Below are 23,579 nucleotides of genomic sequence, written 5' to 3' on the forward strand. Positions count from 1 at the left end.
CTCAAAACTCGAACAACTAAAGCCAACGTGAACTTTTGCGGACCCCGTGGTCCGCTTTTTTTTTGCGTAAAAAAGCCCGGGGATAAAAGCAAAATGGCAACCGAAGTTGCCATTTTTAGTGTTTGCTCCCTCTCCCCGTGGGAGAGGGCACCAGCCCGCACTGTTCAAACCAAATCAAACCAACCGGTTTTTCGCATCCGCTATCGCCTGCGCCACCTGCTTAGGCGACACGCCGCCTTTCGCGGCACGTTTATCCAGACAAGACTGCAGCGCAAGGATCGGATACACATCATCCCCGATAACCGCGCTGAACTTCTGCAGGTCGGCCAGCGCCAGATCTTCCAGCGGTTTACCCTGACGAATGGCTTCCACCACCGCTTCACCCACAATGTGGTGCGCTTCACGGAAAGGTACGCCTTTCGCCACCAGATAATCCGCCAGTTCGGTAGAGTTCGCATAGCCCTGCTGCGCCGCTTCCTGGCAGCGCGGACGTTTCACCTGAATGCCGTCCAGCACCAGCGCGCCCATATGCAGACAGTCCAGCCAGGTGTCGAGCGCGTCGAACAGCCCTTCTTTGTCTTCCTGCATGTCTTTGTTATACGCCAGCGGCAGCCCTTTCAGGGTCATCATCATGCCGGTCAGCGCGCCCTGCACGCGACCACACTTGCCGCGGATCAGCTCCAGCGCGTCCGGATTTTTCTTCTGCGGCATCAGGGAGGAGCCTGAGGTCACGCGGTCGGACAGCTCGACGAAGCCCGCTTCGCCAGAGTTAAAGAAGATCAGGTCTTCGGCAAAGCGCGACAGATGCACCATCCCGATAGACGCATTGGAGAGCAGCTCCAGCACGTGGTCGCGGTCGGACACGCTGTCCAGGCTGTTACGGGTGGCGGAGGCAAAGCCCAGCCAGCCTGCCAGCTGTTCACGGTCGATTTCATACGCCGTACCGGCCAGCGCGCCGCTGCCCAGCGGGCTGACGTCCAGACGTTTCAGGGTATCCTGCAGACGGCTTTCGTCACGCGCCAGCATCTCAACGTAGGCCAGACACCAGTGCGCGAAGGTCACCGGCTGGGCGCGCTGCAGGTGGGTATAACCCGGCATCACCGCGTCCTGGTTGTTCTGCGCGGTCTCCACCAGCGCGCTCTGCAGCTGACGGTTAGCCGCCAGCAGTTCGCCAACGGTATCTTTACACCACAGCTTCAGGTCGGTGGCGACCTGGTCGTTACGGCTGCGGCCGGTATGCAGCTTTTTACCCAGCTGGCCGACTTTGTCGATAAGCTTGCCTTCCACCCAGCTGTGAATATCTTCAGCATCGCTTTCGAGGATCTGCTGCGGGTTAAGACGCACCTCTTCCAGCAGATTGTTCAGCGCCTCTTCCAGCCGTAATTGTTCGTCGGCGGTCAGTACGCCTACCGTTACCAGCGCCCTGGACCAGGCCACAGAGCCGACAATATCCTGTTCGGCCAGGCGGTAGTCGAAGCGCAAAGAGTCGTTGAACTGTTTGAACCGCTGATCCGCTGCCTGTGTAAAACGCCCACCCCAAAGTGCCATAACATGCTTCCTTAAATATCTTTGAATTTCATTGCCCGGTGGCGCTGCGCTTACCGGGCCTACAAAACATTAAATCGATTACGCCAGAATACGCGTGCCAATCGGCGTGCCGTTAAACAGCGCCGGCAGTTGTTCCGCGTGACGCCAGGAGGCGATATCCACCGGGCGGCCCAGCGTGCGTGCGGCATCCAGCGCGGCGTTCACTTTGACGATCATGCCGTCGGTAATAATGCCCTGGGCAATCAGCTGCTCGGCTTTCTCAGCCGTCATTTCCGCAATGCGCTGGCCTTTGCCGTCCAGAATGCCGCTCACGTCGGAGAGCAGGATCAGATCCGCACCCAGCGTTGCCGCCAGTGCCGTCGCCGCCTGGTCAGCGTTGACGTTCATCAGCTCGCCCTCTTCGGTCACGCCGATAGAGCTCACCACCGGCAGGAAACCTCCTTCCAGCAGCGTGTTAATCAGCTTAGGCGAACCCGGCTGCGCCAGTCCAACGTGGCCGAGCTCTTCGTCGAGCTGGGTCACTTTTACGCTGTCGCCATCGCCCAGATAGAGGCCGACGGACGCGATGTGGTGTTTCTTCGCCCACGCCAGCAGCGTTTTGTTCGCCGTACCCGCCAGCGCACCGGTAATGATGTCAATCTGGTCAGCAGGCGTGACGCGCAGGCCGTTCTTCTTTTTCACCGGCAGGTTGAGCCCTTTCATCAGCTCATCCACCACGCAGCCGCCGCCGTGGACAATCACCAGCGGACGCTGGTGTGATTCGCGATAGTTCACCAGCGCGGTAAACAGACGCTCCAGCGCTTCTTCGCTGTCCAGCAGTACACCACCGAGTTTGATAATTAATGGGTTCATCATCACACCTTAAATAAGAGCCTGCGTTTCCGGGAAACCGAAACGAATATTTGCACACTGCATTGCCTGTGCGGCAGCGCCTTTGAGTAAGTTATCTTCTGCGGCGACAACGATGAGATGCTCGCCCTGCACGGCAAAGCCGATGTCGCAGAACGGCAGGCCGACCACGTTTTTCAGCGCCGGCACGCCTTTATCGTACAGGCGCACCAGCGGTTTATCCGCATACGCCTGCGTGAAGGCCTCGTTCACCTGCTCTTTGGTCACGCCCGGCTTCAGGCGGCAGGTAATGGTTTCGAGGATCCCGCGCGGGAAGCTGCCCAGATGCGGCGTGAAAATGACGTCCGCGCCCAGATGCGTCGTGATTTCAGGGTGATGACGGTGATTAAACACGCCATACGGCTGAAGGCTCACTTCGCAGAAGCTGTTGGAGATAGCGGCCTTGCGTCCTGCACCGCTCACGCCGCTAGTGGCGTTGATCACCGGCCACTGGCTCAGATCCAGCAGGCCTGCGTCGATCAGCGGCTTCAGGGAAAGCTGCGCCGCCGTCGGGTAGCAGCCCGGAACGGCAATCAGGTCCGCTTCTTTCAGTTTATCTGCGCTCCACTCCGCCAGGCCGTACACCGCTTTTTCCAGCAGATCCGGATGCTGATGGGTGAAACCGTAATATTTTTCGTAAAACGCACCGTCGTTCACGCGGAACGCGCCGGAAAGGTCGAAGACCACGCAGCCAGCCGCCAGGAACTGCGGCGCCAGGTCGTGGCTGACCTCGTGCGCGGTGGCTAAAAACACCACGTCGACGCCGTCGGTAAACTCGCTGATGTCAGACATGGGCTGCAGCGGCAGATCGACAAGACCCTTAAGCTGCGGATGCAAATCGGAAATTAACTTTCCTGCATCATTGCTTTGCGCTGACACGGTCAAAGCGGTTATGGTCATATGTGGATGGCGATTCACGTAGCTTACAAGCTCTGCGCCCGCATAACCGCTAGCGCCTACAATCAGCGTATTCAACATCGGGTTCCTTTATGCTCAACGTTAATGTATTTTTATTCACATTTATTGCATGAATATTGATACTATCACGACCTAAGGTGTGTCAACAATGAAAATGAACTTACCGCCATTTATCGAGATCTACCGCGCCCTGATTGCCACTCCGTCCATCAGCGCAACGGAAGAAGCGCTGGATCAGAGCAATGAGTCTTTAATCAATCTGCTGGCGGGTTGGTTTAGCGATCTTGGGTTTAACGTTGAGGTTCAGCCCGTTCCCGGAACACGCCACAAATTTAACCTGCTCGCCAGCACCGGAACCGGTGCGGGCGGCCTGCTGCTGGCCGGCCATACCGACACCGTGCCGTTTGACGATGGCCGCTGGACGCGCGATCCGTTCACCCTGACCGAGCACGACAACAAGCTCTATGGTCTGGGCACCGCCGACATGAAAGGCTTCTTCGCCTTTATCCTCGACGCGCTGCGTGACGTGGACGTGACGAAGCTGAAAAAACCGCTCTACATTCTGGCGACCGCCGACGAAGAAACCAGCATGGCGGGCGCGCGCTACTTCTCGGAAAATACGTCGATTCGCCCGGATTGCGCGATCATCGGCGAGCCGACGTCTCTGCAGCCGATCCGCGCGCATAAAGGCCATATCTCTACGGCCGTGCGCGTGCTGGGTCAGTCCGGCCACTCCAGCGACCCGGCGCGCGGCGTGAACGCCATCGAGCTGATGCATGACGCCATCGGCCGCATCATGACCCTGCGCGACGATCTGAAAGAGCGCTACCACTACGACGCGTTCACCGTGCCGTATCCGACGCTGAACCTCGGCAGCCTGCATGGCGGCGATGCCTCCAACCGTATCTGCGCCTGCTGCGAACTGCATATGGACATCCGCCCGCTGCCGGGCATGACCCTCAGCGATCTCGACGGCCTGCTGAATGAAGCGCTGGCGCCGGTGAGCGAGCGCTGGCCGGGCCGCCTGACGGTCTCCGAACTGCATCCGCCGATCCCGGGTTACGAATGCCCGCCGGATCATCAGCTGGTTGAGGTGGTGGAAAAGCTGCTCGGTGAGAAAACCGACGTGGTGAACTACTGCACCGAAGCGCCGTTTATTCAGACGCTTTGCCCTACGCTGGTCCTGGGCCCCGGCTCCATCAACCAGGCCCACCAGCCTGATGAATATCTGGAAACCCGCTTCATCAAGCCAACCCGCGAACTGATTACCCAGGTTGTGCATCACTTCTGCTGGCATTAAAACCGCACCGAAGAGTCCCCTCTCCCAGTGGGAGAGGGTCAGGGTGAGGCCAACAAATCGCATGATCTCCGTCACATTCCCATAAGCATCTCTTATCTGACGCAATGCGAATTAAATTTCGTAAATTGCCCGCATTTATTCGTTTGCTGAACCGTTTTCGCAGCAATTGACGACGGGGGTTTTACGTGGCTTTATAAAGGGAGATGACAAAATAATGTCCAGATGATTTTCGCCTGGGCATAAACAAAAATGATGGGGTGACTGGGTTTTTATGAACGAACAATATTCCGCGTTGCGTAGTAATGTCAGTATGCTCGGCAAAGTGCTTGGAGATACCATCAAAGACGCGTTGGGGGAGAACATCCTCGACCGCGTTGAAACCATCCGCAAGCTGTCTAAATCTTCCCGTGCCGGTAACGAGGCCAGTCGTCAGGAGCTGCTCACCACCTTGCAGAACCTCTCAAACGATGAGCTGCTGCCCGTTGCACGCGCATTCAGCCAGTTCCTGAACCTGGCTAACACCGCTGAGCAATACCACAGCATTTCGCCAAACGGCGAAGCGGCAAGCAACCCGGAAGTCATTGCCCGCACCCTGCGTAAACTGAAAGACCAGCCAGACCTCAACGAAGCCACCATCAAAAAAGCGGTGGAATCGCTTTCGCTGGAGCTGGTGCTGACCGCACACCCCACTGAAATTACCCGTCGCACCCTGATCCACAAAATGGTGGAAGTGAACAACTGTCTGAAGCAGTTGGATAATAAAGATATTGCCGACTACGAACGCAACCAGCTGATGCGCCGTTTGCGCCAGCTGATTGCCCAGTCCTGGCACACCGATGAAATTCGTAAGCATCGTCCAAGCCCGGTCGACGAAGCCAAATGGGGCTTTGCGGTGGTGGAAAACAGCCTGTGGGAAGGGGTGCCTAACTATCTGCGCGAGCTGAACGAACAGCTGGAAGAGAACCTCGGCTACCGCCTGCCGGTCGACTTCGTTCCGGTCCGCTTCACCTCCTGGATGGGCGGCGACCGCGACGGCAACCCGAACGTGACCGCGGAAATCACCCGTCACGTCCTGCTGCTGAGCCGCTGGAAAGCGACCGACCTGTTCCTGAAAGACATTCAGGTGCTGATCTCCGAGCTGTCGATGGTTGAAGCGACGCCGGAACTGCGCGCGCTGGCCGGAGAAGAAGGCGCCAGCGAGCCGTACCGTTTCCTGATGAAGAAACTGCGTGGTCAGCTGATAGCCACTCAGGCCTGGCTGGAAGCACGTCTGAAAGGTCAGCGCCTGCCAAAACCAGAGGGTCTGCTCAGCCAGAACGAACAGCTCTGGGAGCCGCTGTATGCCTGTTATAAATCACTGCAGGCCTGCGGGATGGGCATCATCGCTAACGGCGAACTGCTCGACACCCTGCGCCGCGTGAAGTGTTTCGGCGTGCCGCTGGTGCGTATCGACGTACGTCAGGAAAGTACCCGTCATACCGAAGCGCTGGGCGAACTGACCCGCTATCTCGGCATCGGCGACTATGAAAGCTGGTCCGAAGCCGACAAACAGGCCTTCCTGATCCGCGAGCTGAACTCGAAGCGCCCTCTGCTGCCGCGCAACTGGGAGCCAAGCAACGAAACCCGCGAAGTGCTCAACACCTGTAAAGCGATCGTGGATGCACCGAAAGGATCGGTGGCCGCCTATGTGATCTCCATGGCGAAGACCCCGTCCGACGTGCTGGGCGTTCACCTTCTGCTGAAAGAAGCGGGAATCGACTACGCCCTGCCGGTCGCCCCGCTGTTTGAGACCCTCGACGACCTGAACAACGCCAACGACGTCATGACCCAGCTGCTGAATATCGACTGGTACCGCGGCTTTATTCAGGGCAAACAGATGGTGATGATTGGCTATTCTGACTCCGCGAAAGATGCGGGCGTGATGGCGGCATCCTGGGCGCAGTATCAGGCGCAGGACGCACTGATCAAAACCTGCGAGAAAGCCGGTATTGAGCTGACCCTGTTCCACGGACGCGGTGGCTCGATTGGCCGTGGCGGCGCACCAGCACACGCAGCGCTGCTTTCACAGCCGCCGGGAAGCCTGAAAGGCGGCCTGCGAGTCACCGAGCAGGGCGAGATGATCCGCTTCAAGTACGGTCTGCCGGAAGTGACCATCAGCAGCCTGTCGCTCTACACCAGCGCTATCCTGGAAGCAAACCTGCTGCCGCCGCCGGAGCCGAAAGCATCCTGGTGCCATATCATGGACGAGCTGTCTGATATCTCCTGCGATCTGTACCGCGGCTACGTGCGTGAAAACAAAGATTTCGTTCCTTACTTCCGCTCGGCCACGCCTGAGCAGGAGCTGGGTAAACTGCCGCTGGGCTCACGTCCTGCGAAGCGTCGCCCGACCGGTGGCGTAGAGTCTCTGCGCGCGATCCCGTGGATCTTCGCCTGGACGCAGAACCGTTTGATGCTGCCCGCCTGGCTGGGTGCCGGTGCCGCGCTGCAAAAAGTGGTGGAAGACGGTAAACAGAACGAACTGGAAACCATGTGCCGCGACTGGCCGTTCTTCTCTACCCGTCTGGGCATGCTGGAGATGGTCTTTTCGAAAGCTGACCTGTGGCTGGCGGAATACTACGACCAGCGTCTGGTGAAACCAGAGCTGTGGGCGCTGGGTAAAGAGCTGCGCGAACTGCTGGAAGGCGACATCAAAGTGGTACTGGACATCGCCAACGACTCACATCTGATGGCGGACCTGCCGTGGATTGCCGAGTCTATTCAGCTGCGTAACATCTACACCGACCCGCTGAACGTCCTGCAGGCAGAGCTGCTGCACCGTTCGCGTCTGGCGGAAGAAGAAGGTAAAGAGCCGGATCCGCGCGTTGAACAGGCGCTGATGGTGACGATTGCGGGCGTTGCTGCGGGTATGCGTAACACCGGCTAATACTCTATGCCCGGCGGCGCCGCGCTTGCCCGGACCTGTGACTGGTAGGCCGGGTAAGCGTTAGCGCCACCCGGCACATTTCGGTAGTCTTCTCATGCATTCTGATATCACCCGAATCCTGGCAGACCTGGTAAACCGCACGCTACCGCTGGGCCAGATTCATTTCTCAGCGCTGTCTGAACAGCATTCCCGAACATCTCCCTGCCTCGTCATTACCCTTGATGCCCCCTGTGAGGCGATATTTTCATCCTTTGGACACTTAACGCATCCATCGTCTAACGCCCTGAGCATACATTTCGGTAAGCAGCTGCTAACTATCGAGTTACAGCATGACAATACGCTTGTGCAGCAGCTCCAGGTTGCCCGTCGCGGTCCGCGAACGGGTGCTTTTCTTCTGCAGACGCTAACCGAATTACAGATGCAGCCGGATGAGCAAGAGACCGCGATACTGGTGGTATTAAGCTTGCTCAGCCACTGCCGGGATCTGCTTGGCAGCGACATCCACACCGCCAGCCGCAGCCGCGCCCTGTTTGAGGCCATTCGCCGCTTCATCGAAGAACATCACGCTTCGGCGTTAACCCGTGAATCCGTCGCGCAGGCGTTCTACGTCTCGCCGAACTACCTTTCCCACCTCTTTCAGAAGATTGGCAACGTGGGGTTCAACGAATACCTGACGCAAACGCGACTCGAACACGCGCGCCAGCTGCTGAAAGGCTACGATCTTAAAATCAAAGATATCGCCGCACGCTGTGGGTTTACAGACAGCAATTACTTCTGCCGTCTCTTTCGCAAGCACACCGAACGCTCTCCTTCCGAATATCGTCGCCAGTATCACAGCGAGCTGACCGCCAAAAAATAGCATTGTGATCGCTCTCGCACTTCGCTAAGGACATTACATTTGTCCAGTATTTGGCAAAATTGGCCTGTATCCGCCCTGCCTGCCCGCGTCTTATCCTTTATTCAACCTTTCTGACTTAAGGAAAAATAATGGAACTGTACCTGGATACCGCCAACGTGGCGGAAGTTGAACGCCTGGCGCGGGTCTTCCCCATTGCGGGGGTCACTACCAACCCGAGCATCGTTGCCGCCAGCCGTGAATCCATCTGGGACGTGCTGCCGCGTCTGCAAAAAGCCATCGGGCCGGAAGGCACGCTGTTTGCTCAAACCATGAGCCGCGATGCCGAAGGGATGGTGGCAGAGGCCAAACGTCTGAGTAACGCCGTCCCGGGCATCGTGGTGAAAATCCCGGTGACGGCTCAGGGGCTCATCGCGATTAAAGCGTTGAAAAAAGAGGGGATAGCCACGCTGGGGACCGCTGTTTACAGCGCGGCACAGGGCCTGCTCGCCGCGCTGGCAGGCGCGAAATATGTCGCGCCGTACGTAAACCGCGTTGACGCGCAGGGCGGTGACGGCATTCGCATGGTCCAGGAGCTGCAATCCCTGCTGGAACTGCACGCGCCGGAAAGCAAAGTGCTGGCCGCCAGCTTCAAAACGCCGCGGCAGGCGCTGGACTGCCTGCTGGCGGGATGCGAGGCAATCACGCTTCCCTTAGACGTAGCGCAACAAATGCTCGGCACGCCAGCGGTAGAGTCAGCCATAGAGAAGTTCGAGCAGGACTGGAAAAACGCGTTTGGTAACCTCAACCTCTAAGGGAGAACTGTTATGGACCGTATCATTCAATCGCCGGGAAAATATATCCAGGGCGCTGATGTGCTTACCCGTCTCGGCGACTATCTGAAACCCCTGGCCAATCGCTGGCTGGTTGTCGGCGATAAATTTGTGCTGGGTTTTGCCGAAGAGACCCTGCGCCAGAGTTTTAAAAAAGCCGAACTGCACGCCGAAATAGCGCCGTTTGGCGGCGAATGTTCACAAAATGAAATCGATCGCCTGAAAAAACTGGCCGACAGCGCCGACTGCCTGGCAGTGCTGGGTATCGGCGGCGGTAAAACGCTGGATACCGCCAAAGCGCTGGCCCATTTTATGGACGTACCCGTCGCCATTGCGCCAACAATCGCCTCCACCGATGCGCCGTGCAGCGCCCTTTCCGTCATTTACACCGACAGCGGTGAGTTCGATCGCTACCTGATGCTGCCGCACAACCCGAACATGGTAATCGTCGATACCAAAGTGGTAGCGGGCGCGCCGGCACGCCTGCTGGCCGCCGGGATTGGCGATGCGCTGGCAACCTGGTTTGAAGCACGCGCCTGCTCGCGCAGCGGCGCGAGCACCATGGCGGGCGGCAAATGTACGCAGGCTGCACTCGCGCTGGCCGAGCTGTGCTACAACACGCTGGTTGAAGAGGGTGAAAAAGCCATGCTGGCCGCGGAACAGCATGTGGTTACACCGGCGCTGGAACGCATTATCGAAGCCAACACCTATCTCAGCGGCGTAGGCTTTGAAAGCGGCGGGCTGGCGGCGGCACACGCTATTCATAACGGAATGACGGCGGTACCGGACGCGCACCACTTCTATCACGGTGAAAAAGTGGCGTTTGGCACGCTCACACAGCTGGTGCTGGAAAACGCGCCGGTAGAAGAAATAGAGACCGTCGCCGCGCTTTGTCACAGCGTTGGGCTGCCGATCACGCTGGCACAGCTAAATATCAAAGAGGATATTCCGGCCAAAATGCGTTTGATCGCGGAAGCCTCCTGTGCCGAAGGGGAAACTATCCACAACATGCCCGGCGGCGTAACGCCGGATCAGGTATATGCGGCGCTGCTGGTGGCCGACCAGTATGGGCAGCGGTTCCTGCAGGAGTGGGAGTAAATAGCGTGAATAAAAATCCCCGCATTAGCGGGGATTTTTTTGCCCGTAGGCCGGGTAAGCGTTAACGCCACCCGGCACAACGGTTACTGCAGGTCAAACCGGTCCAGATCCATCACCTTCGCCCATGCGGCAACGAAGTCGCGGACGAACTTCTCGCTGGCATCGCTGCTGGCATAAACCTCTGCCAGCGCGCGCAGGACGGCGTTAGAACCGAAGACCAGATCGGCGCGGGTGGCGGTGTATTTCACTTCACCGCTGGCGCGATCGCTTCCGGCAAACAGTTCATTAGATTCGTCGGTTGCCTTCCACTGGGTGTTCATGTCCAGCAGATTCACGAAGAAATCGTTGCTCAGCACGCCCTCGCGGTCGGTAAACACGCCATTCTTGCTGCCATCAAAGTTTGCACCCAGCACGCGCAGGCCACCGATCAGCACCGTCAGTTCAGGCGCGGTCAGCGTCAGCTGCTGGGCTTTGTCGATCAGCAGTGACTCAGTGGTGGACACATCCACCTGCGCACGGTAGTTGCGGAAGCCGTCGGCAATGGGTTCGAGCAGGTTAAACATCTCGATATCCGTCTGATCCTGACGCGCATCCACGCGCCCTGGCGTAAACGGAACGTTGACGTAAACGCCTGCCGCTTTCGCCGCCTGCTCAACGCCCACGACGCCCGCCAGCACGATGATATCGGCCAGTGAAGCTTTGTTGGTGGTGCGCTGGATAGCTTCCAGAGCTGGCAACGCGCGAACCGCTGCGGCGTTCACATCCCAGTCGCGCTGAGGGGCCAGCGCCAGACGCGCGCCGTTGGCGCCGCCGCGCTTGTCGCCGCCGCGGAAGGTCGACGCTGACGCCCAGGCAACGGAAACCAGTTCGCTCACGGAGAGGCCAGAGGCAGCGATTTCCGCCTTCAGGCTTTCAATGTCTTCTTTCGACGGATTGAAGACCGCCTGCGGCAGCGGGTCCTGCCAGATCAGATCTTCTTTCGGCACTTCCGGGCCAAGGTAACGCGATTTTGGCCCCATATCGCGGTGGGTCAGCTTGTACCACGCGCGCGCGAAGGCTTCGTTGAAGGCCTGCGGATCGTTCAGGAAGCGGCGGGAAATTTTCTCGAATTCCGGGTCAAAACGCAGCGTCAGGTCGGTGACCAGCATGGTAGGTTTGCGTTTTTTCGACGGGTCGAACGGATCGGGCATGATTTCCGGCGCATCCACGGCTTCAAACTGAATCGCACCCGCCGGGCTGCGGGTCTGCACCCATTCGTATTTGAACAGGTTCTCGAAGAAGTAGTTGCTCCACTGGGTCGGGGTTTGCGACCAGATGACTTCCAGACCGGAGGTAATGGCATCTGCGCCAATTCCCGTGCCGTGCGTGCTGGCCCAGCCCAGGCCCTGCGCTTCAATCGGCGAGGCTTCCGGGTCGGTGCCGACGTGCGTGGCTTCACCCGCGCCGTGGGTTTTGCCAAGGGTGTGGCCGCCCGCGATCAGCGCAACGGTCTCTTCGTCGTTCATCCCCATGTTGCCGAAGGTGGCGCGAATGGCCGCCGCAGCAGACAGAGGTTCACCGCTGGCGTTTGGCCCTTCCGGGTTCACATAAATCAGGCCCATTTCGGTGGCGGCCAGCGGTCGCTTCGCCAGCGCCTCCGGGTCACGGTGGGTCAGCCAGGCTTTTTCATCACCCCAGTTCACGTCCAGGTCTGGTTCCCAGACGTCTTCACGCCCGGCACCGAAACCAAACGTACGGAAGCCGGAGTTCTCCAGCGCCACGTTACCCGCGAGGATAAACAGGTCGGCCCAGGAAATTTTTTGGCCGTATTTTTGCTTGATGGGCCACAGCAGACGGCGCGCCTTATCCAGGCTCACGTTATCCGGCCAGGAGTTCAGCGGCGCAAAGCGCTGTTGACCGCGGCCTGCGCCACCGCGCCCGTCAACGGAGCGATAGGTCCCCGCGCCGTGCCAGGCCATACGGATAAACAGGCCCGCATAGCTGCCCCAGTCGGCAGGCCACCACGGTTGAGAGTCGGTTAAAAGGGCTTTGAGGTCGCCTTTAAGGGCGGAGTAATCAAGTTTGCTGAATTCTTTGCGGTAGTCGAAGTCTTCACCCAGCGGGTTAGAACGATTGGAATGTTGGTTAAGAAGATCGATGCGGAGTTGTTTTGGCCACCAGTCGCGGCTGCCTGTACCTGCTCCCGCGCTGTGATCGACGCCGCCCTGGTGGAACGGGCATTTGCCGACCGATGCCGCTTTATTGGTCTCGTCTGACGTGCTCATCGCTATGCTCCCTTTTACAGTGTTACCGTTACGATATACACCACTAGCAATAAGTTATAGTTGAATTAATCCACAGATTCGATAGCTAATACCTTTTAACTATTCGCGTAACTAAAAAGCCCTCATAATACGAGGGCTTTGTGCTTATTACGCCGGACGAACACCCAGCGTATGGCAAATGGCGTAGCTCATCTCCGCGCGGTTCAGCGTATAGAAGTGGAAATCTTTCACCCCTTCACGGCTTAAAATTTTCACCATGTCCATCGCGATATTGGCCCCCACTAGCTTGCGGGTTTCCGGGTCATCGTCCAGCCCTTCGTACATTTTGGACATCCACAGCGGAATGCGGACATTGGTCATATCGGCGAACTTCTTCGCCTGTTTGAAGTTAGAGACCGGCAGAATACCCGGGATAATTTCAACGTCGATGCCCGCGGAGACGCAGCGGTCACGGAAACGCAGGTAGCTTTCCACATCAAAGAAGAACTGGGTAATGGCGCGGTTCGCGCCGGCGTCCACTTTACGCTTGAGGTTCAGCAGATCGGCCTGGGCGCTTTTCGCTTCCGGATGCACCTCAGGATAAGCGGCAACGGAGATATCAAAGTCAGCCACCTCTTTCAGCAGCGCGACCAGATCGGCGGCATACATGTCCGGCTTACCGCTGCCCGGCGGCAGGTCACCGCGCAGAGCGACGATATGACGAATGCCGTTATTCCAGTAATCCTGGGCGATGGCCCGCAGCTCGTCGCGGGTCGCGTCGATACAGGTGAGGTGCGGCGCCGCTTCCAGACCGGTACGATCTTTGATGCCTTTAATGATGCTGTGCGTACGGTCACGCTCGCCGGAGTTAGCACCGTAAGTCACGGAGACGAACTTCGGCTTCAGGCTGCTGAGACGATCGATAGAGCTCCACAGAGTTTGCTCCATTTCACTGGTGCGCGGCGGGAAAAATTCAAAAGAGACGTTAATCTGGCCGTTTACTTCGGCCAGGCTCTGATTCAGTGCTTCCCGCTGGTTGGCGTGAAAAAAGCTCATACCTTACCTCTATCAATCGCATGTCGTTATTTGTTGTGTTGTGAACTTCTATACGTTTAGACGTCCAGATGTAAAAATGACGGAAAAGCGGAGGGACGTCAACATAAATAATCAACAATAACGGTGAGGTTTGCTCAGGGAATATGAGGGAAATTCAGCATGAGGGTGAGTGCGGTCTGATGCCCTCACCCTAACCCTCTCCCACAGGGAGAGGGAAATTCAGGCTTTACAGCAGCTTAGCCAGACGGTTGATGTCGGACTGAATGGCTCCAGCGGTGACATCGCGTCCCGCGCCAGGGCCGCGGATCACCAGCGGGTTATCGCGGTACCAGCGGCTTTCGATGGCGAAGACGTTATCGCACGGCAGCAGCGCCGCCAGCGGATGTTCAGGACGCACCGCCTCGACGCCGACTCGCGCTTTTCCGTTGGCCTCGAAACGCGCCACATAGCGCAGTACCAGCCCCATCTCGTTCGCCGCTTCCAGACGCTGTACCATCTGCTCGTTAAGCTCTTCACCATTTTCAAAGAAATGATCCACAGAACCTTCTTCACAGCCGGCAGGCACCAGCGATTCGACGCGTACGGAATCCGGTTCGATGTCATAACCGGCTTCACGCGCCAGGATCACCAGCTTACGCATCACGTCTTTGCCGGAAAGGTCAACGCGCGGATCGGGCTCGGTTAAGCCCTGCTGCCACGCCTGATCCACCAGGTCGGTGAACGGTACGGTGCCGTCAAACTGCAGGAAAAGCCAGGAGAGCGTGCCGGAGAAAATACCGCTCAGCGCCAGAATGCTGTCGCCGCTTTCAATCAGGTCACGCACGGTGTGGTTAACCGGCAGGCCAGCCCCAACGGTGGCGTTATAGAGCCAGTGGCGCCCCGTTTTTTCAAACGCGTCGTGGATCTGGCGGTATTTATCGGTGCTGCTCGCCCCCGCCAGCTTGTTCGCACTGATAACGTGGAAACCGTGGCTGGCGAAATCCAGATACTGATCCGCAAGCTGTTCGCTGGCGGTAACGTCCAGCACCACCAGATCGTCATACGGGTGCGCGCGCATCCAGAGGAACAGCGGCTCTTCATCCTGCTCTACCGCTTCATCATTAAAGAACGCAAGCGCGCGGCTGGCGTCCAGCCCTTCGTAGTTCAGGAGGCTGCGGCGGCTGTCCACAACGCCCGCGAGAATGAATTCGAATCCGGTACGCGCCGAGAGCGTCACCTGTTCGCGGGCAAACAGTTCCAGCCAGCGGGAACCGATGTTGCCTTTCCCGAACAGCACCAGGCCGATGCGCTTTTCCGCGCGGAACAGGGAGGTGTGCAGACCCTGAATCAGGCTCTCGGTTGGCCCTTTGCGCAGGACGGCGACCAGGCTGATGCCCTCTTCCGACTGCCAGGTGAACTCCACCGGCTGGCCTTTCAGCTGCTGCCAGAAGCGGTGGCAATGCAGCGGGTTACGGGTGACGCCCGCGCCCACCATCGCCACCAGCGCCAGCCCCTGACGCAGGCGAAGCTCGCCCGGCAGGCCCGCTTCATCCAGAATTTTCAGCGCGCTGTCCGCCACTTCCGCGGTATAGCAGAACTGTAACAGCTGGCGATCGTTATGCACGCCAACGGCCAGCGGACGCACCTGGGCGCGTTTGAGGATCGTGTCGATATCTTTATGCGCCAGCTTGAAGTCCTGGCCCGCAGGCACCTGGAACTCAATCAGGCAGATGTCGTCGTGGCTGGTGACAATACGCGCCCCGGTACCGGACGCCAGCACGCGTTCAATACGCGTAGAGCCTTGATCCGGGGTGTAACTGCAGCGCAGCTGGAGGTCGATATCGCTGCCGGAAACCGGCTGCAGCGTGCGCGCGTGCAGTACCGGCGCGGCCAGACGCGCCAGCTCGCTGGCTTCGTCGAGACGCAGCAGCGGCAGCAGGCAGGCATCTTTTACTTTACGCGGGTCCGCGCTGTACACACCGGCCACGTCGCTCCAGATGGTGACGCGGGACACGCCCGCCAGGGCACCAATCTGCGTTGCCGAGTAGTCCGAACCGTTACGGCCCAGCAGCACGGTTTCGCCCGCGTTGCTGCGGCTGATAAAGCCGGTGACGACAATACGTTTGCCCGGGTGCTGCACCAGCAGCTGTTGCAGCAGTGGGTAGGACAACCCTTCATCCACCTGCGGCTGCGCGGCGCGTTCGGCGCGCAGGAAATCACGCGCGTCGAGCCAGGCCGCTTCCACGCCCAGGTGTTGCAGCACGGCGGCCATCAGGCGCGCGGACCACACTTCACCGTGGCCCACCACTTCGGCATACACCGCGTCGGTAATTCCGCTGTCCAGCAGGGCAGCCAGACGCTCAAGGTCATGCGTAAAGGCGCTGATCAGCCCGTCCGCAACGTCCGCAGGCAGCAAGCCGGCAATCAGCTCGCTCTGGTAACGGCGTAAGGACTGTTGCACCTGATGCGCAGAAAGGCGATCGGTCTGGCTCAGTTTCAGCCAGCTAATCAACTGGTTGGTGGTGCTGCCCGCCGCCGAGACAACCATCATGTCACCCGGCTGTGAATATTCCGTCATGATCCCTGCAACGCGCAGGTAACATTTCACATCAGCAAGACTACTACCACCAAACTTGTGCAGTTGACGACCCTTCGCCCCTGCCTGCGCTATCACACTCATGATTACCCCTTGGCTGCGATCCGGAAGGCATTTTCCAGATCGGCAATTAAATCTTCAGAATCTTCAATGCCGGTTGAGATACGCAGCAGCGTCTCAGAAATTCCGGCGGCGGCACGAGCTTCCGGTGCCATACCTGCGTGCGTCATGGTCGCGGCGTGGGAGATCAAGCTTTCAACCCCACCTAAGGATTCCGCCAGCGTAAACAATGACAGCCCGCTCAGGAAGCGACGCAGCGTTTGCTCGTCACCGTCCAGTTCAAAACTTAACATCGCGCCAAACCCTTTCTGCTGACGCGCGGCAATCTCGTGCCCCTGATTTTCCGGCAGCGACGGGTGATAAAGCTTTTTCACCAGCGGCTGGGTTTTCAGGAAATCGACAATCGCCTGGGCATTGCGCTGCGCCACGTCCATGCGCGGCGACAGCGTGCGGATGCCGCGCAACAGCAGATAGCTGTCGAAGGCCCCCGCGGTGACGCCAATATTATTGGCCCACCATGCCAGTTCGGTGACAACGTCGGGATCTTTAGCAATCACCACGCCCGCCACCACATCAGAATGACCGTTCAGATATTTAGTGCATGAATGCAATACCAGATCGGCACCCAGTGCGAGTGGGTTCTGAAGGGCCGGACTGAGGAACGTATTATCCACTACACTTATCGCTCCCGCATCCCTTGCGAGCTGACAAATTTTCGCAATATCGACAACGCGCAACAATGGATTGCTTGGACTTTCCACCAGAACCAGCTTCGGTTTCTCTGCCAGGGCCTGTTTCAGCGCCTGTTCGTCGTTTTGATCGACAAACAGGACGCGATAGCATCCGCGTTTCGCCAGGCTGTCAAACAGGCGATAGCTGCCGCCGTAGCAGTCGTGCGGCGCAACCAGCAGATCGCCGGGTTTCAGGAACACCGTGGTCACCAGGTGAATGGCGGACATCCCCGTATTGGTTAATACTGCACCTGCGCCACCTTCCAGCTCGGCCAGCGCGCGCTGGGTCACGTCACGCGTAGGGTTGCCACGACGCGAATAATCATGCGCGCGGGGTTCATTAAATCCGGTGAAATTATAGGTACTGGAAAGATGAATCGGCGGGACAACGCAGCCGTACTGCTCGTCATCATTTAATCCGCTACGCACTGCAATAGTGGCCTGTTTACGCGTCATGGTGAGGGCTTCCTGGCGAATGAGGTGAAAAGTCAGGCACCAGAGTAAACACTGAAAGTATGGACGTCAATACATCTGGACATCTAAACTTCTTTGCGTATAGATTGAGCAATGCGCAAATAGCCGTTAAAATTATATGCTTTAGTGCACGCTGCAGCGGCAATATCCGTGCCACGGTATCGTCTCTACGGTAAACTAGACAAGATTGCGGTTCAAAACGGGTGGTTACAGGTTTTGCACCTTTAAATAAATGACTGAGAGGATTAAAGGTATCTCATGGCTGAATGGAGCGGCGAATATATCAGCCCATACGCTGAGCACGGTAAGAAGAGTGAGCAAGTAAAGAAAATTACGGTTTCCATTCCTCTGAAGGTGTTGAAGATCCTCACCGATGAACGTACGCGTCGTCAGGTGAACAACCTGCGCCACGCGACCAACAGCGAACTGCTGTGCGAAGCGTTTCTGCATGCGTTTACCGGTCAACCGTTGCCGAACGATGAAGATCTGCGCAAAGAGCGCAGTGATGAAATCCCGGAAGAGGCGAAGGTGATCATGCGTGAACTGGGTATTGACCCGGAGACGTGGGAATACTGAGAAGCGGATACAAAAAAGGCACCTTGCGGTGCCTTTTTTTCGGGAAACTTATTTAGCGCCCGGGATGCTGAAACGCTTGTTGAAGCGGTCAACACGGCCACCGGTTGCAACGTCACGCTGCTTACCAGTGTAGAACGGGTGGCATTTGCCGCACACGTCCAGGTTCAGATCGTGACCCACGGTAGAGCGGATCTGGATAGAGTTACCGCAAGAACAGTTTGCAGTAATCATTTCGTATTTCGGGTGAATATCTTTTTTCATGGGAGAACCTCAGTTAAGGCCGCGTCGCTCTTCCAGCCCTAACGCCAGACACCACGCGATGTTGATTGTAAGTTCTTTGGCGTAAAGTACACCAAAGGCGGCGAATCATACAGAATTTGACCAACGTATGCAAACTGATCCGCACGCCGCTTTTACTAATGTGTATACTAACGCGCCACTTTTCAAGTCAGGAAGATTCGATGCCCGTCGCTCACGTTGCCCTGCCCGTTCCGCTTCCCCGCACCTTTGACTACCTGCTGCCCGACAGCATGAGCGCCAAAGCGGGCTGCCGCGTGACCGTGCCGTTTGGCAAACAGCAGCGCGTGGGGATCGTCGTCTCCGTCAGCGATAAAAGCGAATTACCGCTTAACGAGCTGAAGTCGGTCGTTGAGGTGCTGGACAGCGAGCCGGTTTACTCCACCAGCACCTGGCGACTGCTGCTGTGGGCGGCGGATTATTATCATCACCCGATTGGCGACGTCCTGTTCCACGCCCTGCCCATCATGCTGCGCCAGGGCAAAAGCGCCAGCCACGCGCCGATGTGGTACTGGTTTGCCACCGAGCAGGGCCAGGCGGTGGACATCAACAGCCTGAAGCGATCGCAGAAACAGCAGCAGGCGCTGGCGGCGCTGCGTCAGGGAAAAATCTGGCGACATCAGGTCGACGAGCTTGAGGTCAGCGAAACGGCGCTACAGGCCTTAAGAAAGAAAGGGCTGAGCGAACTGGCCAGCGAAGCTCCCGCTCTTTACGACTGGCGGGAGAGTTTCTCCGTTTCAGGGGATCGCCTGCGTCTGAATACCGAGCAGGCCACCGCCGTGGGCGCTATTCATAGCGCCTCCGATCATTTTTCTGCCTGGCTGCTGGCGGGGGTCACCGGTTCCGGCAAGACCGAAGTCTACCTGAGCGTGCTGGAAAACGTGCTCGCGCAGGGCAAACAGGCGCTGGTGATGGTGCCGGAAATTGGCCTGACGCCGCAAACCATCGCCCGATTCCGCGAGCGCTTTAACGCGCCGGTTGAGGTGCTGCACTCCGGCCTGAACGACAGCGAACGCCTCAGCGCCTGGCTGAAAGCCAAAAACGGCGAAGCGGCGATTGTGATCGGCACCCGCTCGTCGCTGTTTACGCCCTTTAAAAATCTTGGCGTTATCGTGATCGACGAAGAGCACGACAGCTCCTATAAACAGCAGGAAGGCTGGCGCTATCACGCCCGCGATCTGGCGGTCTATCGCGCGCACAGCGAGCAAATTCCCATTATTCTCGGCTCCGCCACGCCGGCGCTCGAAACGCTTCACAACGTGCGCCAGCGTAAATACCACATGCTGCGCCTGACGCGTCGGGCGGGGAATGCCCGTCCGGCCATTCAGCACGTGCTGGATCTCAAAGGTCAGCAGGTTCAGGCCGGGCTTGCGCCTGCATTGATTACCCGCATGCGCCAGCACCTGCAGGCGGGGAACCAGGTCATTCTGTTTCTGAACCGCCGCGGATTTGCCCCCGCCCTGCTGTGCCACGACTGCGGCTGGATTGCCGAGTGTCCGCGCTGCGACCACTACTACACCTTCCATCAGGCCCAGCGGCATTTGCGCTGCCACCACTGCGACAGCCAGCGCCCGGTGCCGCGCCAGTGCCCGTCGTGTGGTTCCACGCATATCGTGCCGGTCGGTCTGGGGACGGAACAGCTGGAACAGGCGCTTGGCCCCTTCTTCCCGGACGTGCCTATTTCGCGTATCGACCGGGACACCACCAGCCGCAAGGGCGCGCTGGAACAACAGCTGGCGGAAGTGCATCGCGGTGGCGCGCGCATCCTGATTGGTACGCAGATGCTGGCGAAAGGCCACCACTTCCCGGACGTCACGCTGGTTGCCCTGCTGGACGTAGACGGCGCGCTGTTTTCGGCAGATTTCCGCTCAGCCGAGCGCTTCGCCCAGCTTTATACCCAGGTGGCAGGGCGTGCCGGTCGCGCCGGTAAACAGGGCGAAGTGGTGCTGCAAACGCACCACCCTGAGCATCCGCTGCTGCAAACCCTGCTGCATAAAGGCTATGACGCCTTTGCCGAGCAGGCGCTGGCCGAACGCCAGACCATGCAGCTGCCGCCGTGGACCAGCCACGTCATCATCCGCGCGGAAGATCACAACAACCAGCAGGCGCCGCTTTTCCTGCAGCAGCTAAGAAACCTCCTGCAGGCCAGCCCGCTGGTGGATAATCAGCTGTGGATCCTGGGCCCGGTGCCGGCGCTCGCGCCAAAGCGCGGCGGACGTTTCCGCTGGCAAATCTTACTTCAGCACCCCTCACGTGTTCGCCTGCAGCATATCGTCAGCGGCACGCTGGCGCTCATCAACACGCTGCCGGAAGCGCGAAAAGTGAAGTGGGTACTGGACGTCGATCCCATCGAAGGCTGAAGACGGATCGAAAAATTTAACGCTCCTCACACTTTTTATGAAAATTCTGTAACCGATTCCATTAACTATCTGTAAAAATGGTGATGTCAGAAGTTCGGTGTTCAGGCGAGGAGAAGACGTTGAAGTCCAGGAAAGAGGTTGCACCGGCGACCATGAAAGACGTTGCCCAGAAAGCACAAGTCTCTACGGCAACGGTATCCCGCGCATTAATGAACCCGGATAAAGTCTCCCAGGCGACCCGTAACCGGGTAGAGCAGGCTGCGCTTGAAGTGGGCTATTTCCCACAGGCGATGGGGCGTAACGTCAAACGCAATGAGTCGCGCACCATTCTGGTGATTGTGCCGGATATCTGCGACCCCTTCTTCAGCGAGATTATCCGCGGTATTGAAGTTACGGCAGCGGAACAGGGTTACCTGGTGCTGATTGGCGACTGCGCTCACCAGAACCAGCAGGAAAAAACCTTCATCGATCTCATTATCACCAAGCAGATCGACGGCATGCTGCTGCTTGGTTCCCGCCTGCCGTTTGATGCCAGCATTGAAGAGCAGCGTAATTTACCGCCGATGGTGATGGCCAACGAGTTTGCGCCTGAGCTGGAGCTGCCGACGGTCCACATTGATAACCTCACCGCCGCGTTCAACGCCGTAAACTATCTCCAGGAGCTGGGGCACAAGCGCATTGGCTGTATTGCCGGGCCTGAAGAGATGCCGCTGTGTCACTATCGCTTACAGGGCTACGTTCAGGCGCTGCGCCGTACCGGCGTCACCGTCGATCCGCACTACATTGCGCGCGGTGACTTTACCTTCGCCGCGGGTGGACAAGCGCTTGAGAAACTTCTGGACCTGCCTGAACCGCCAACCGCCGTATTTTGTCACAGCGACGTGATGGCGCTGGGCGCATTGTCGTACGCCAAACGCCGCGGCCTGCGGATACCAAAAGATTTATCGATCATCGGATTCGACAATATTTCGCTTTCAGAATTTTGCGATCCGCCGCTCTCAACGGTCGCTCAGCCGCGCTACCAAATCGGCCGCGAAGCGATGCTTCTTCTGCTGGATCAGCTTCACGGTCAAACAGTTAGCAGCGGCTCGCGGTTGCTGGACTGTGAACTGATTGTCCGCGGCACTACCCAGGCATTGACTTAAAGTAAACGTCTTTCGGATACCCTTATCTGGTCAAAGCCCCGCCGCTTAAGTAACATGGCGGACTGACGAACGAATAAATACAGCGAAACGATAGTGGCACAACGAGATTATGTACGTCGCGGCCAGCCGGCACCTTCGCGACGCAAAAAGAGTAGCTCAAGGAAAAAGCAACGTAACCTGCCTGCTGTCTCGCCAGCAATGGTCGCTATTGCTGCGGCTGTAGTCGTCGCCTTTATTGGTGGCCTGTACTTTATCACGCACCATAAAAAAGAAGAGTCTGAGGCGCTTCAGGCCAGTAAGGTTGCCGGAAATGGCCTTCCTCCGAAGCCTGAAGAGCGCTGGCGGTATATCAAAGAGCTGGAAAGCCGTCAGCCCGGGGTGCGTGCGCCAACCGAACCTTCTGCGGGTGGCGAAGTGCAGAATGCGAATCAGCTGACGGATGAACAGCGTCAGCTGCTGGCCCAAATGCAGGCCGATATGCGCCAGCAGCCTACGCAGCTGAACGAAGTACCGTGGAATGAGCAGACGCCAGCACAGCGCCAGCAAACGCTGCAGCGACGTCAGGCGCAACAGCAGATCCAGCAGCAGCAACAACAGCAGCAGTGGGCGCAAACCCAGCCGGTGCAGCAGCCGAAAGCACAGCCGCGGGTAACGGAACAGCCATACCAGCAGCCGACGCGTACGGCGCAGTCTCAGCCAGTCCAGCAGCAGCCGAAAACGCAGCCACAGAAACAGGCGGCTCAGCCGTATCAGGATCTGCTCCAGACGCCAGCGCATACCACCGCGCAGCAGCCGAAAACGCAGCAGGCCGCGCCGGTGACCAAAGAGACCGAAGCGCCGAAGCAGACGGCTGAGAAAAAAGACGAGCGCCGCTGGATGGTACAGTGCGGTTCGTTCAAAGGCGCAGAGCAGGCGGAAACGGTGCGCGCTCAGCTGGCCTTTGAAGGATTTGATTCGCGTATTACCACCAATAACGGCTGGAATCGCGTGGTGATTGGTCCGGTCAAAGGCAAAGAAAATGCCGATGGCACCATTTCGCGGTTGAAAATCGCCGGCCACACAAACTGCATTCGACTCGCTTCCGGGGGTTGAAACCCCCAAAATCCCCCCCATCTATCATTTAATTCAGCCCTGAGCACAGGCTCGGGGCTTCTGTTTCCCGATTCTGTAACCAGGGGGTCTGCTCGTGACAACAATAGTAAGTGTACGCCGTAACGGCCATGTGGTAATCGCCGGTGATGGCCAGGCCACGCTGGGTAATACCGTCATGAAAGGCAACGTGAAGAAAGTGCGCCGCCTCTACAACGACAAAGTGATCGCCGGTTTTGCTGGCGGCACGGCGGACGCCTTCACGCTGTTTGAACTGTTTGAACGCAAACTGGAAATGCACCAGGGTCATCTGGTGAAAGCTGCCGTTGAGCTGGCGAAAGACTGGCGTACCGACCGCATGCTGCGCAAGCTCGAAGCGCTGCTGGCCGTGGCCGATGAAACCGCCTCGCTGATCATCACCGGTAACGGTGACGTCATTCAGCCGGAAAATGACCTGATTGCCATCGGCTCTGGCGGCCCTTATGCCCAGGCTGCAGCCCGCGCGCTGTTGGAAAATACCGACATGAACGCGCGTGATATCGCGGTGAAGGCGTTGGATATTGCAGGTGATATCTGCATTTATACCAACCACAACCACACCATCGAAGAATTGACCTCCAAAGCGTAAGG

At 58.1% G+C, this 23,579-nt stretch carries 18 protein-coding genes; 10 read left to right on the forward strand and 8 right to left on the reverse strand.

Annotated elements, in window-relative coordinates; all coding sequences use genetic code 11:
* Nucleotides 1-174: 174 nt before the first annotated feature.
* The 3 genes from argH to argC all read right to left on the reverse strand — a co-directional run bounded on the left by argH (nucleotide 175) and on the right by argC (nucleotide 3,414).
* Complete coding sequence (argH, locus tag FOY96_RS21545) at nucleotides 175-1,548, reverse strand: argininosuccinate lyase (protein WP_069303419.1); 1,374 nt, start codon at nucleotides 1,546-1,548, stop codon at nucleotides 175-177.
* Between the two features lie 78 nt (nucleotides 1,549-1,626).
* The gene (gene argB, locus FOY96_RS21550) at nucleotides 1,627-2,403 is read right to left on the reverse strand and encodes an acetylglutamate kinase (protein ID WP_090420882.1); all 777 of its coding nucleotides are present in this window, start codon (nucleotides 2,401-2,403) and stop codon (nucleotides 1,627-1,629) included.
* Between the two features lie 6 nt (nucleotides 2,404-2,409).
* Nucleotides 2,410-3,414 carry an N-acetyl-gamma-glutamyl-phosphate reductase gene (argC, locus tag FOY96_RS21555; protein ID WP_032662767.1) on the reverse strand — a complete coding sequence of 335 codons (1,005 nt, stop codon included), beginning with the start codon at nucleotides 3,412-3,414 and terminating at the stop codon, nucleotides 2,410-2,412.
* Between the two features lie 88 nt (nucleotides 3,415-3,502).
* Between argC and argE the strand changes: the two genes are divergently transcribed.
* The 5 genes from argE (at nucleotide 3,503) to gldA (ending at nucleotide 10,343) form a co-directional block, all read left to right on the forward strand.
* Nucleotides 3,503-4,654 carry an acetylornithine deacetylase gene (gene argE, locus FOY96_RS21560; RefSeq protein WP_023309677.1) on the forward strand — a complete coding sequence of 384 codons (1,152 nt, stop codon included), beginning with the start codon at nucleotides 3,503-3,505 and terminating at the stop codon, nucleotides 4,652-4,654.
* 271 nt (nucleotides 4,655-4,925) lie between these two features.
* The gene (ppc, locus tag FOY96_RS21565) at nucleotides 4,926-7,577 is read left to right on the forward strand and encodes a phosphoenolpyruvate carboxylase (protein WP_143347709.1); all 2,652 of its coding nucleotides are present in this window, start codon (nucleotides 4,926-4,928) and stop codon (nucleotides 7,575-7,577) included.
* A 94-nt stretch (nucleotides 7,578-7,671) separates the two neighbouring features.
* A complete protein-coding gene (locus FOY96_RS21570; RefSeq protein WP_058841961.1) occupies nucleotides 7,672-8,436 on the forward strand; it encodes a helix-turn-helix transcriptional regulator in 765 nt (254 codons plus the stop codon).
* Nucleotides 8,437-8,564: 128 nt separating this feature from the next.
* On the forward strand, nucleotides 8,565-9,227 hold the full coding sequence (fsa, locus tag FOY96_RS21575) for a fructose-6-phosphate aldolase (RefSeq protein ID WP_033146928.1): 663 nt from the start codon (nucleotides 8,565-8,567) through the stop codon (nucleotides 9,225-9,227).
* 12 nt (nucleotides 9,228-9,239) lie between these two features.
* On the forward strand, nucleotides 9,240-10,343 hold the full coding sequence (gene gldA / locus FOY96_RS21580) for a bifunctional L-1,2-propanediol dehydrogenase/glycerol dehydrogenase (protein ID WP_039264224.1): 1,104 nt from the start codon (nucleotides 9,240-9,242) through the stop codon (nucleotides 10,341-10,343).
* 83 nt (nucleotides 10,344-10,426) lie between these two features.
* On the opposite strand, the gene katG is transcribed toward gldA, so the two are convergent.
* From katG to metB, 4 genes are all read right to left on the reverse strand, one after another.
* A complete protein-coding gene (gene katG / locus FOY96_RS21585) occupies nucleotides 10,427-12,607 on the reverse strand; it encodes a catalase/peroxidase HPI (protein ID WP_039264223.1) in 2,181 nt (726 codons plus the stop codon).
* 147 nt (nucleotides 12,608-12,754) lie between these two features.
* Nucleotides 12,755-13,642 (reverse strand): methylenetetrahydrofolate reductase, encoded by an 888-nt coding sequence (gene metF / locus FOY96_RS21590; protein WP_064673068.1) that lies wholly within the window; start codon nucleotides 13,640-13,642, stop codon nucleotides 12,755-12,757.
* A gap of 226 nt (nucleotides 13,643-13,868) precedes the next feature.
* Nucleotides 13,869-16,301 (reverse strand): bifunctional aspartate kinase/homoserine dehydrogenase II, encoded by a 2,433-nt coding sequence (locus FOY96_RS21595; protein WP_143347710.1) that lies wholly within the window; start codon nucleotides 16,299-16,301, stop codon nucleotides 13,869-13,871.
* 2 nt (nucleotides 16,302-16,303) lie between these two features.
* Complete coding sequence (metB, locus tag FOY96_RS21600; RefSeq protein WP_033146933.1) at nucleotides 16,304-17,464, reverse strand: cystathionine gamma-synthase; 1,161 nt, start codon at nucleotides 17,462-17,464, stop codon at nucleotides 16,304-16,306.
* A 276-nt stretch (nucleotides 17,465-17,740) separates the two neighbouring features.
* On the opposite strand from metB, the gene metJ reads away from it, so the two are divergent.
* Nucleotides 17,741-18,058, forward strand: a complete 318-nt coding sequence (metJ, locus tag FOY96_RS21610) for a met regulon transcriptional regulator MetJ (protein ID WP_015966498.1) — start codon at nucleotides 17,741-17,743, stop codon at nucleotides 18,056-18,058.
* Nucleotides 18,059-18,106: 48 nt separating this feature from the next.
* Here metJ and rpmE read toward each other — a convergent pair whose 3' ends face one another.
* Complete coding sequence (gene rpmE, locus FOY96_RS21615; protein WP_003862040.1) at nucleotides 18,107-18,319, reverse strand: 50S ribosomal protein L31; 213 nt, start codon at nucleotides 18,317-18,319, stop codon at nucleotides 18,107-18,109.
* Nucleotides 18,320-18,519: 200 nt separating this feature from the next.
* On the opposite strand from rpmE, the gene priA reads away from it, so the two are divergent.
* From priA to hslV, 4 genes are all read left to right on the forward strand, one after another.
* On the forward strand, nucleotides 18,520-20,715 hold the full coding sequence (priA, locus tag FOY96_RS21620; protein WP_029739193.1) for a primosomal protein N': 2,196 nt from the start codon (nucleotides 18,520-18,522) through the stop codon (nucleotides 20,713-20,715).
* 119 nt (nucleotides 20,716-20,834) lie between these two features.
* Entirely contained in the window at nucleotides 20,835-21,860 is a 1,026-nt protein-coding gene (gene cytR / locus FOY96_RS21625) for a DNA-binding transcriptional regulator CytR (RefSeq protein WP_023309683.1), read from the forward strand.
* Between the two features lie 93 nt (nucleotides 21,861-21,953).
* Nucleotides 21,954-22,952: a cell division protein FtsN gene (ftsN, locus tag FOY96_RS21630; protein ID WP_058841957.1), complete on the forward strand. Its 999-nt coding sequence runs from the start codon at nucleotides 21,954-21,956 to the stop codon at nucleotides 22,950-22,952.
* A 94-nt stretch (nucleotides 22,953-23,046) separates the two neighbouring features.
* Nucleotides 23,047-23,577 (forward strand): ATP-dependent protease subunit HslV, encoded by a 531-nt coding sequence (gene hslV, locus FOY96_RS21635; RefSeq protein ID WP_008501802.1) that lies wholly within the window; start codon nucleotides 23,047-23,049, stop codon nucleotides 23,575-23,577.
* Nucleotides 23,578-23,579: the final 2 nt, after the last annotated feature.

The sequence above is a fragment of the Enterobacter asburiae genome (assembly GCF_007035645.1).
GTDB classification, from domain to species: domain Bacteria; phylum Pseudomonadota; class Gammaproteobacteria; order Enterobacterales; family Enterobacteriaceae; genus Enterobacter; species Enterobacter asburiae_B.

Excerpts from the sequence above, each read along its gene's own strand:
- gldA (WP_039264224.1), top strand. The coding sequence starts at position 9,240 with ATGGACCGTATCATTCAATCGCCGGGAAAATATATCCAGGGCGCTGAT.
- metJ (WP_015966498.1), top strand. The coding sequence starts at position 17,741 with ATGGCTGAATGGAGCGGCGAATATATCAGCCCATACGCTGAGCACGGT.
- FOY96_RS21595 (WP_143347710.1), bottom strand. The coding sequence starts at position 16,301 with ATGAGTGTGATAGCGCAGGCAGGGGCGAAGGGTCGTCAACTGCACAAG.
- fsa (WP_033146928.1), top strand. The coding sequence starts at position 8,565 with ATGGAACTGTACCTGGATACCGCCAACGTGGCGGAAGTTGAACGCCTG.
- argB (WP_090420882.1), bottom strand. The coding sequence starts at position 2,403 with ATGATGAACCCATTAATTATCAAACTCGGTGGTGTACTGCTGGACAGC.
- katG (WP_039264223.1), bottom strand. The coding sequence starts at position 12,607 with ATGAGCACGTCAGACGAGACCAATAAAGCGGCATCGGTCGGCAAATGC.
- priA (WP_029739193.1), top strand. The coding sequence starts at position 18,520 with ATGCCCGTCGCTCACGTTGCCCTGCCCGTTCCGCTTCCCCGCACCTTT.
- ppc (WP_143347709.1), top strand. The coding sequence starts at position 4,926 with ATGAACGAACAATATTCCGCGTTGCGTAGTAATGTCAGTATGCTCGGC.
- argC (WP_032662767.1), bottom strand. The coding sequence starts at position 3,414 with ATGTTGAATACGCTGATTGTAGGCGCTAGCGGTTATGCGGGCGCAGAG.
- metF (WP_064673068.1), bottom strand. The coding sequence starts at position 13,642 with ATGAGCTTTTTTCACGCCAACCAGCGGGAAGCACTGAATCAGAGCCTG.
- argH (WP_069303419.1), bottom strand. The coding sequence starts at position 1,548 with ATGGCACTTTGGGGTGGGCGTTTTACACAGGCAGCGGATCAGCGGTTC.
- argE (WP_023309677.1), top strand. The coding sequence starts at position 3,503 with ATGAAAATGAACTTACCGCCATTTATCGAGATCTACCGCGCCCTGATT.
- rpmE (WP_003862040.1), bottom strand. The coding sequence starts at position 18,319 with ATGAAAAAAGATATTCACCCGAAATACGAAATGATTACTGCAAACTGT.
- metB (WP_033146933.1), bottom strand. The coding sequence starts at position 17,464 with ATGACGCGTAAACAGGCCACTATTGCAGTGCGTAGCGGATTAAATGAT.
- FOY96_RS21570 (WP_058841961.1), top strand. The coding sequence starts at position 7,672 with ATGCATTCTGATATCACCCGAATCCTGGCAGACCTGGTAAACCGCACG.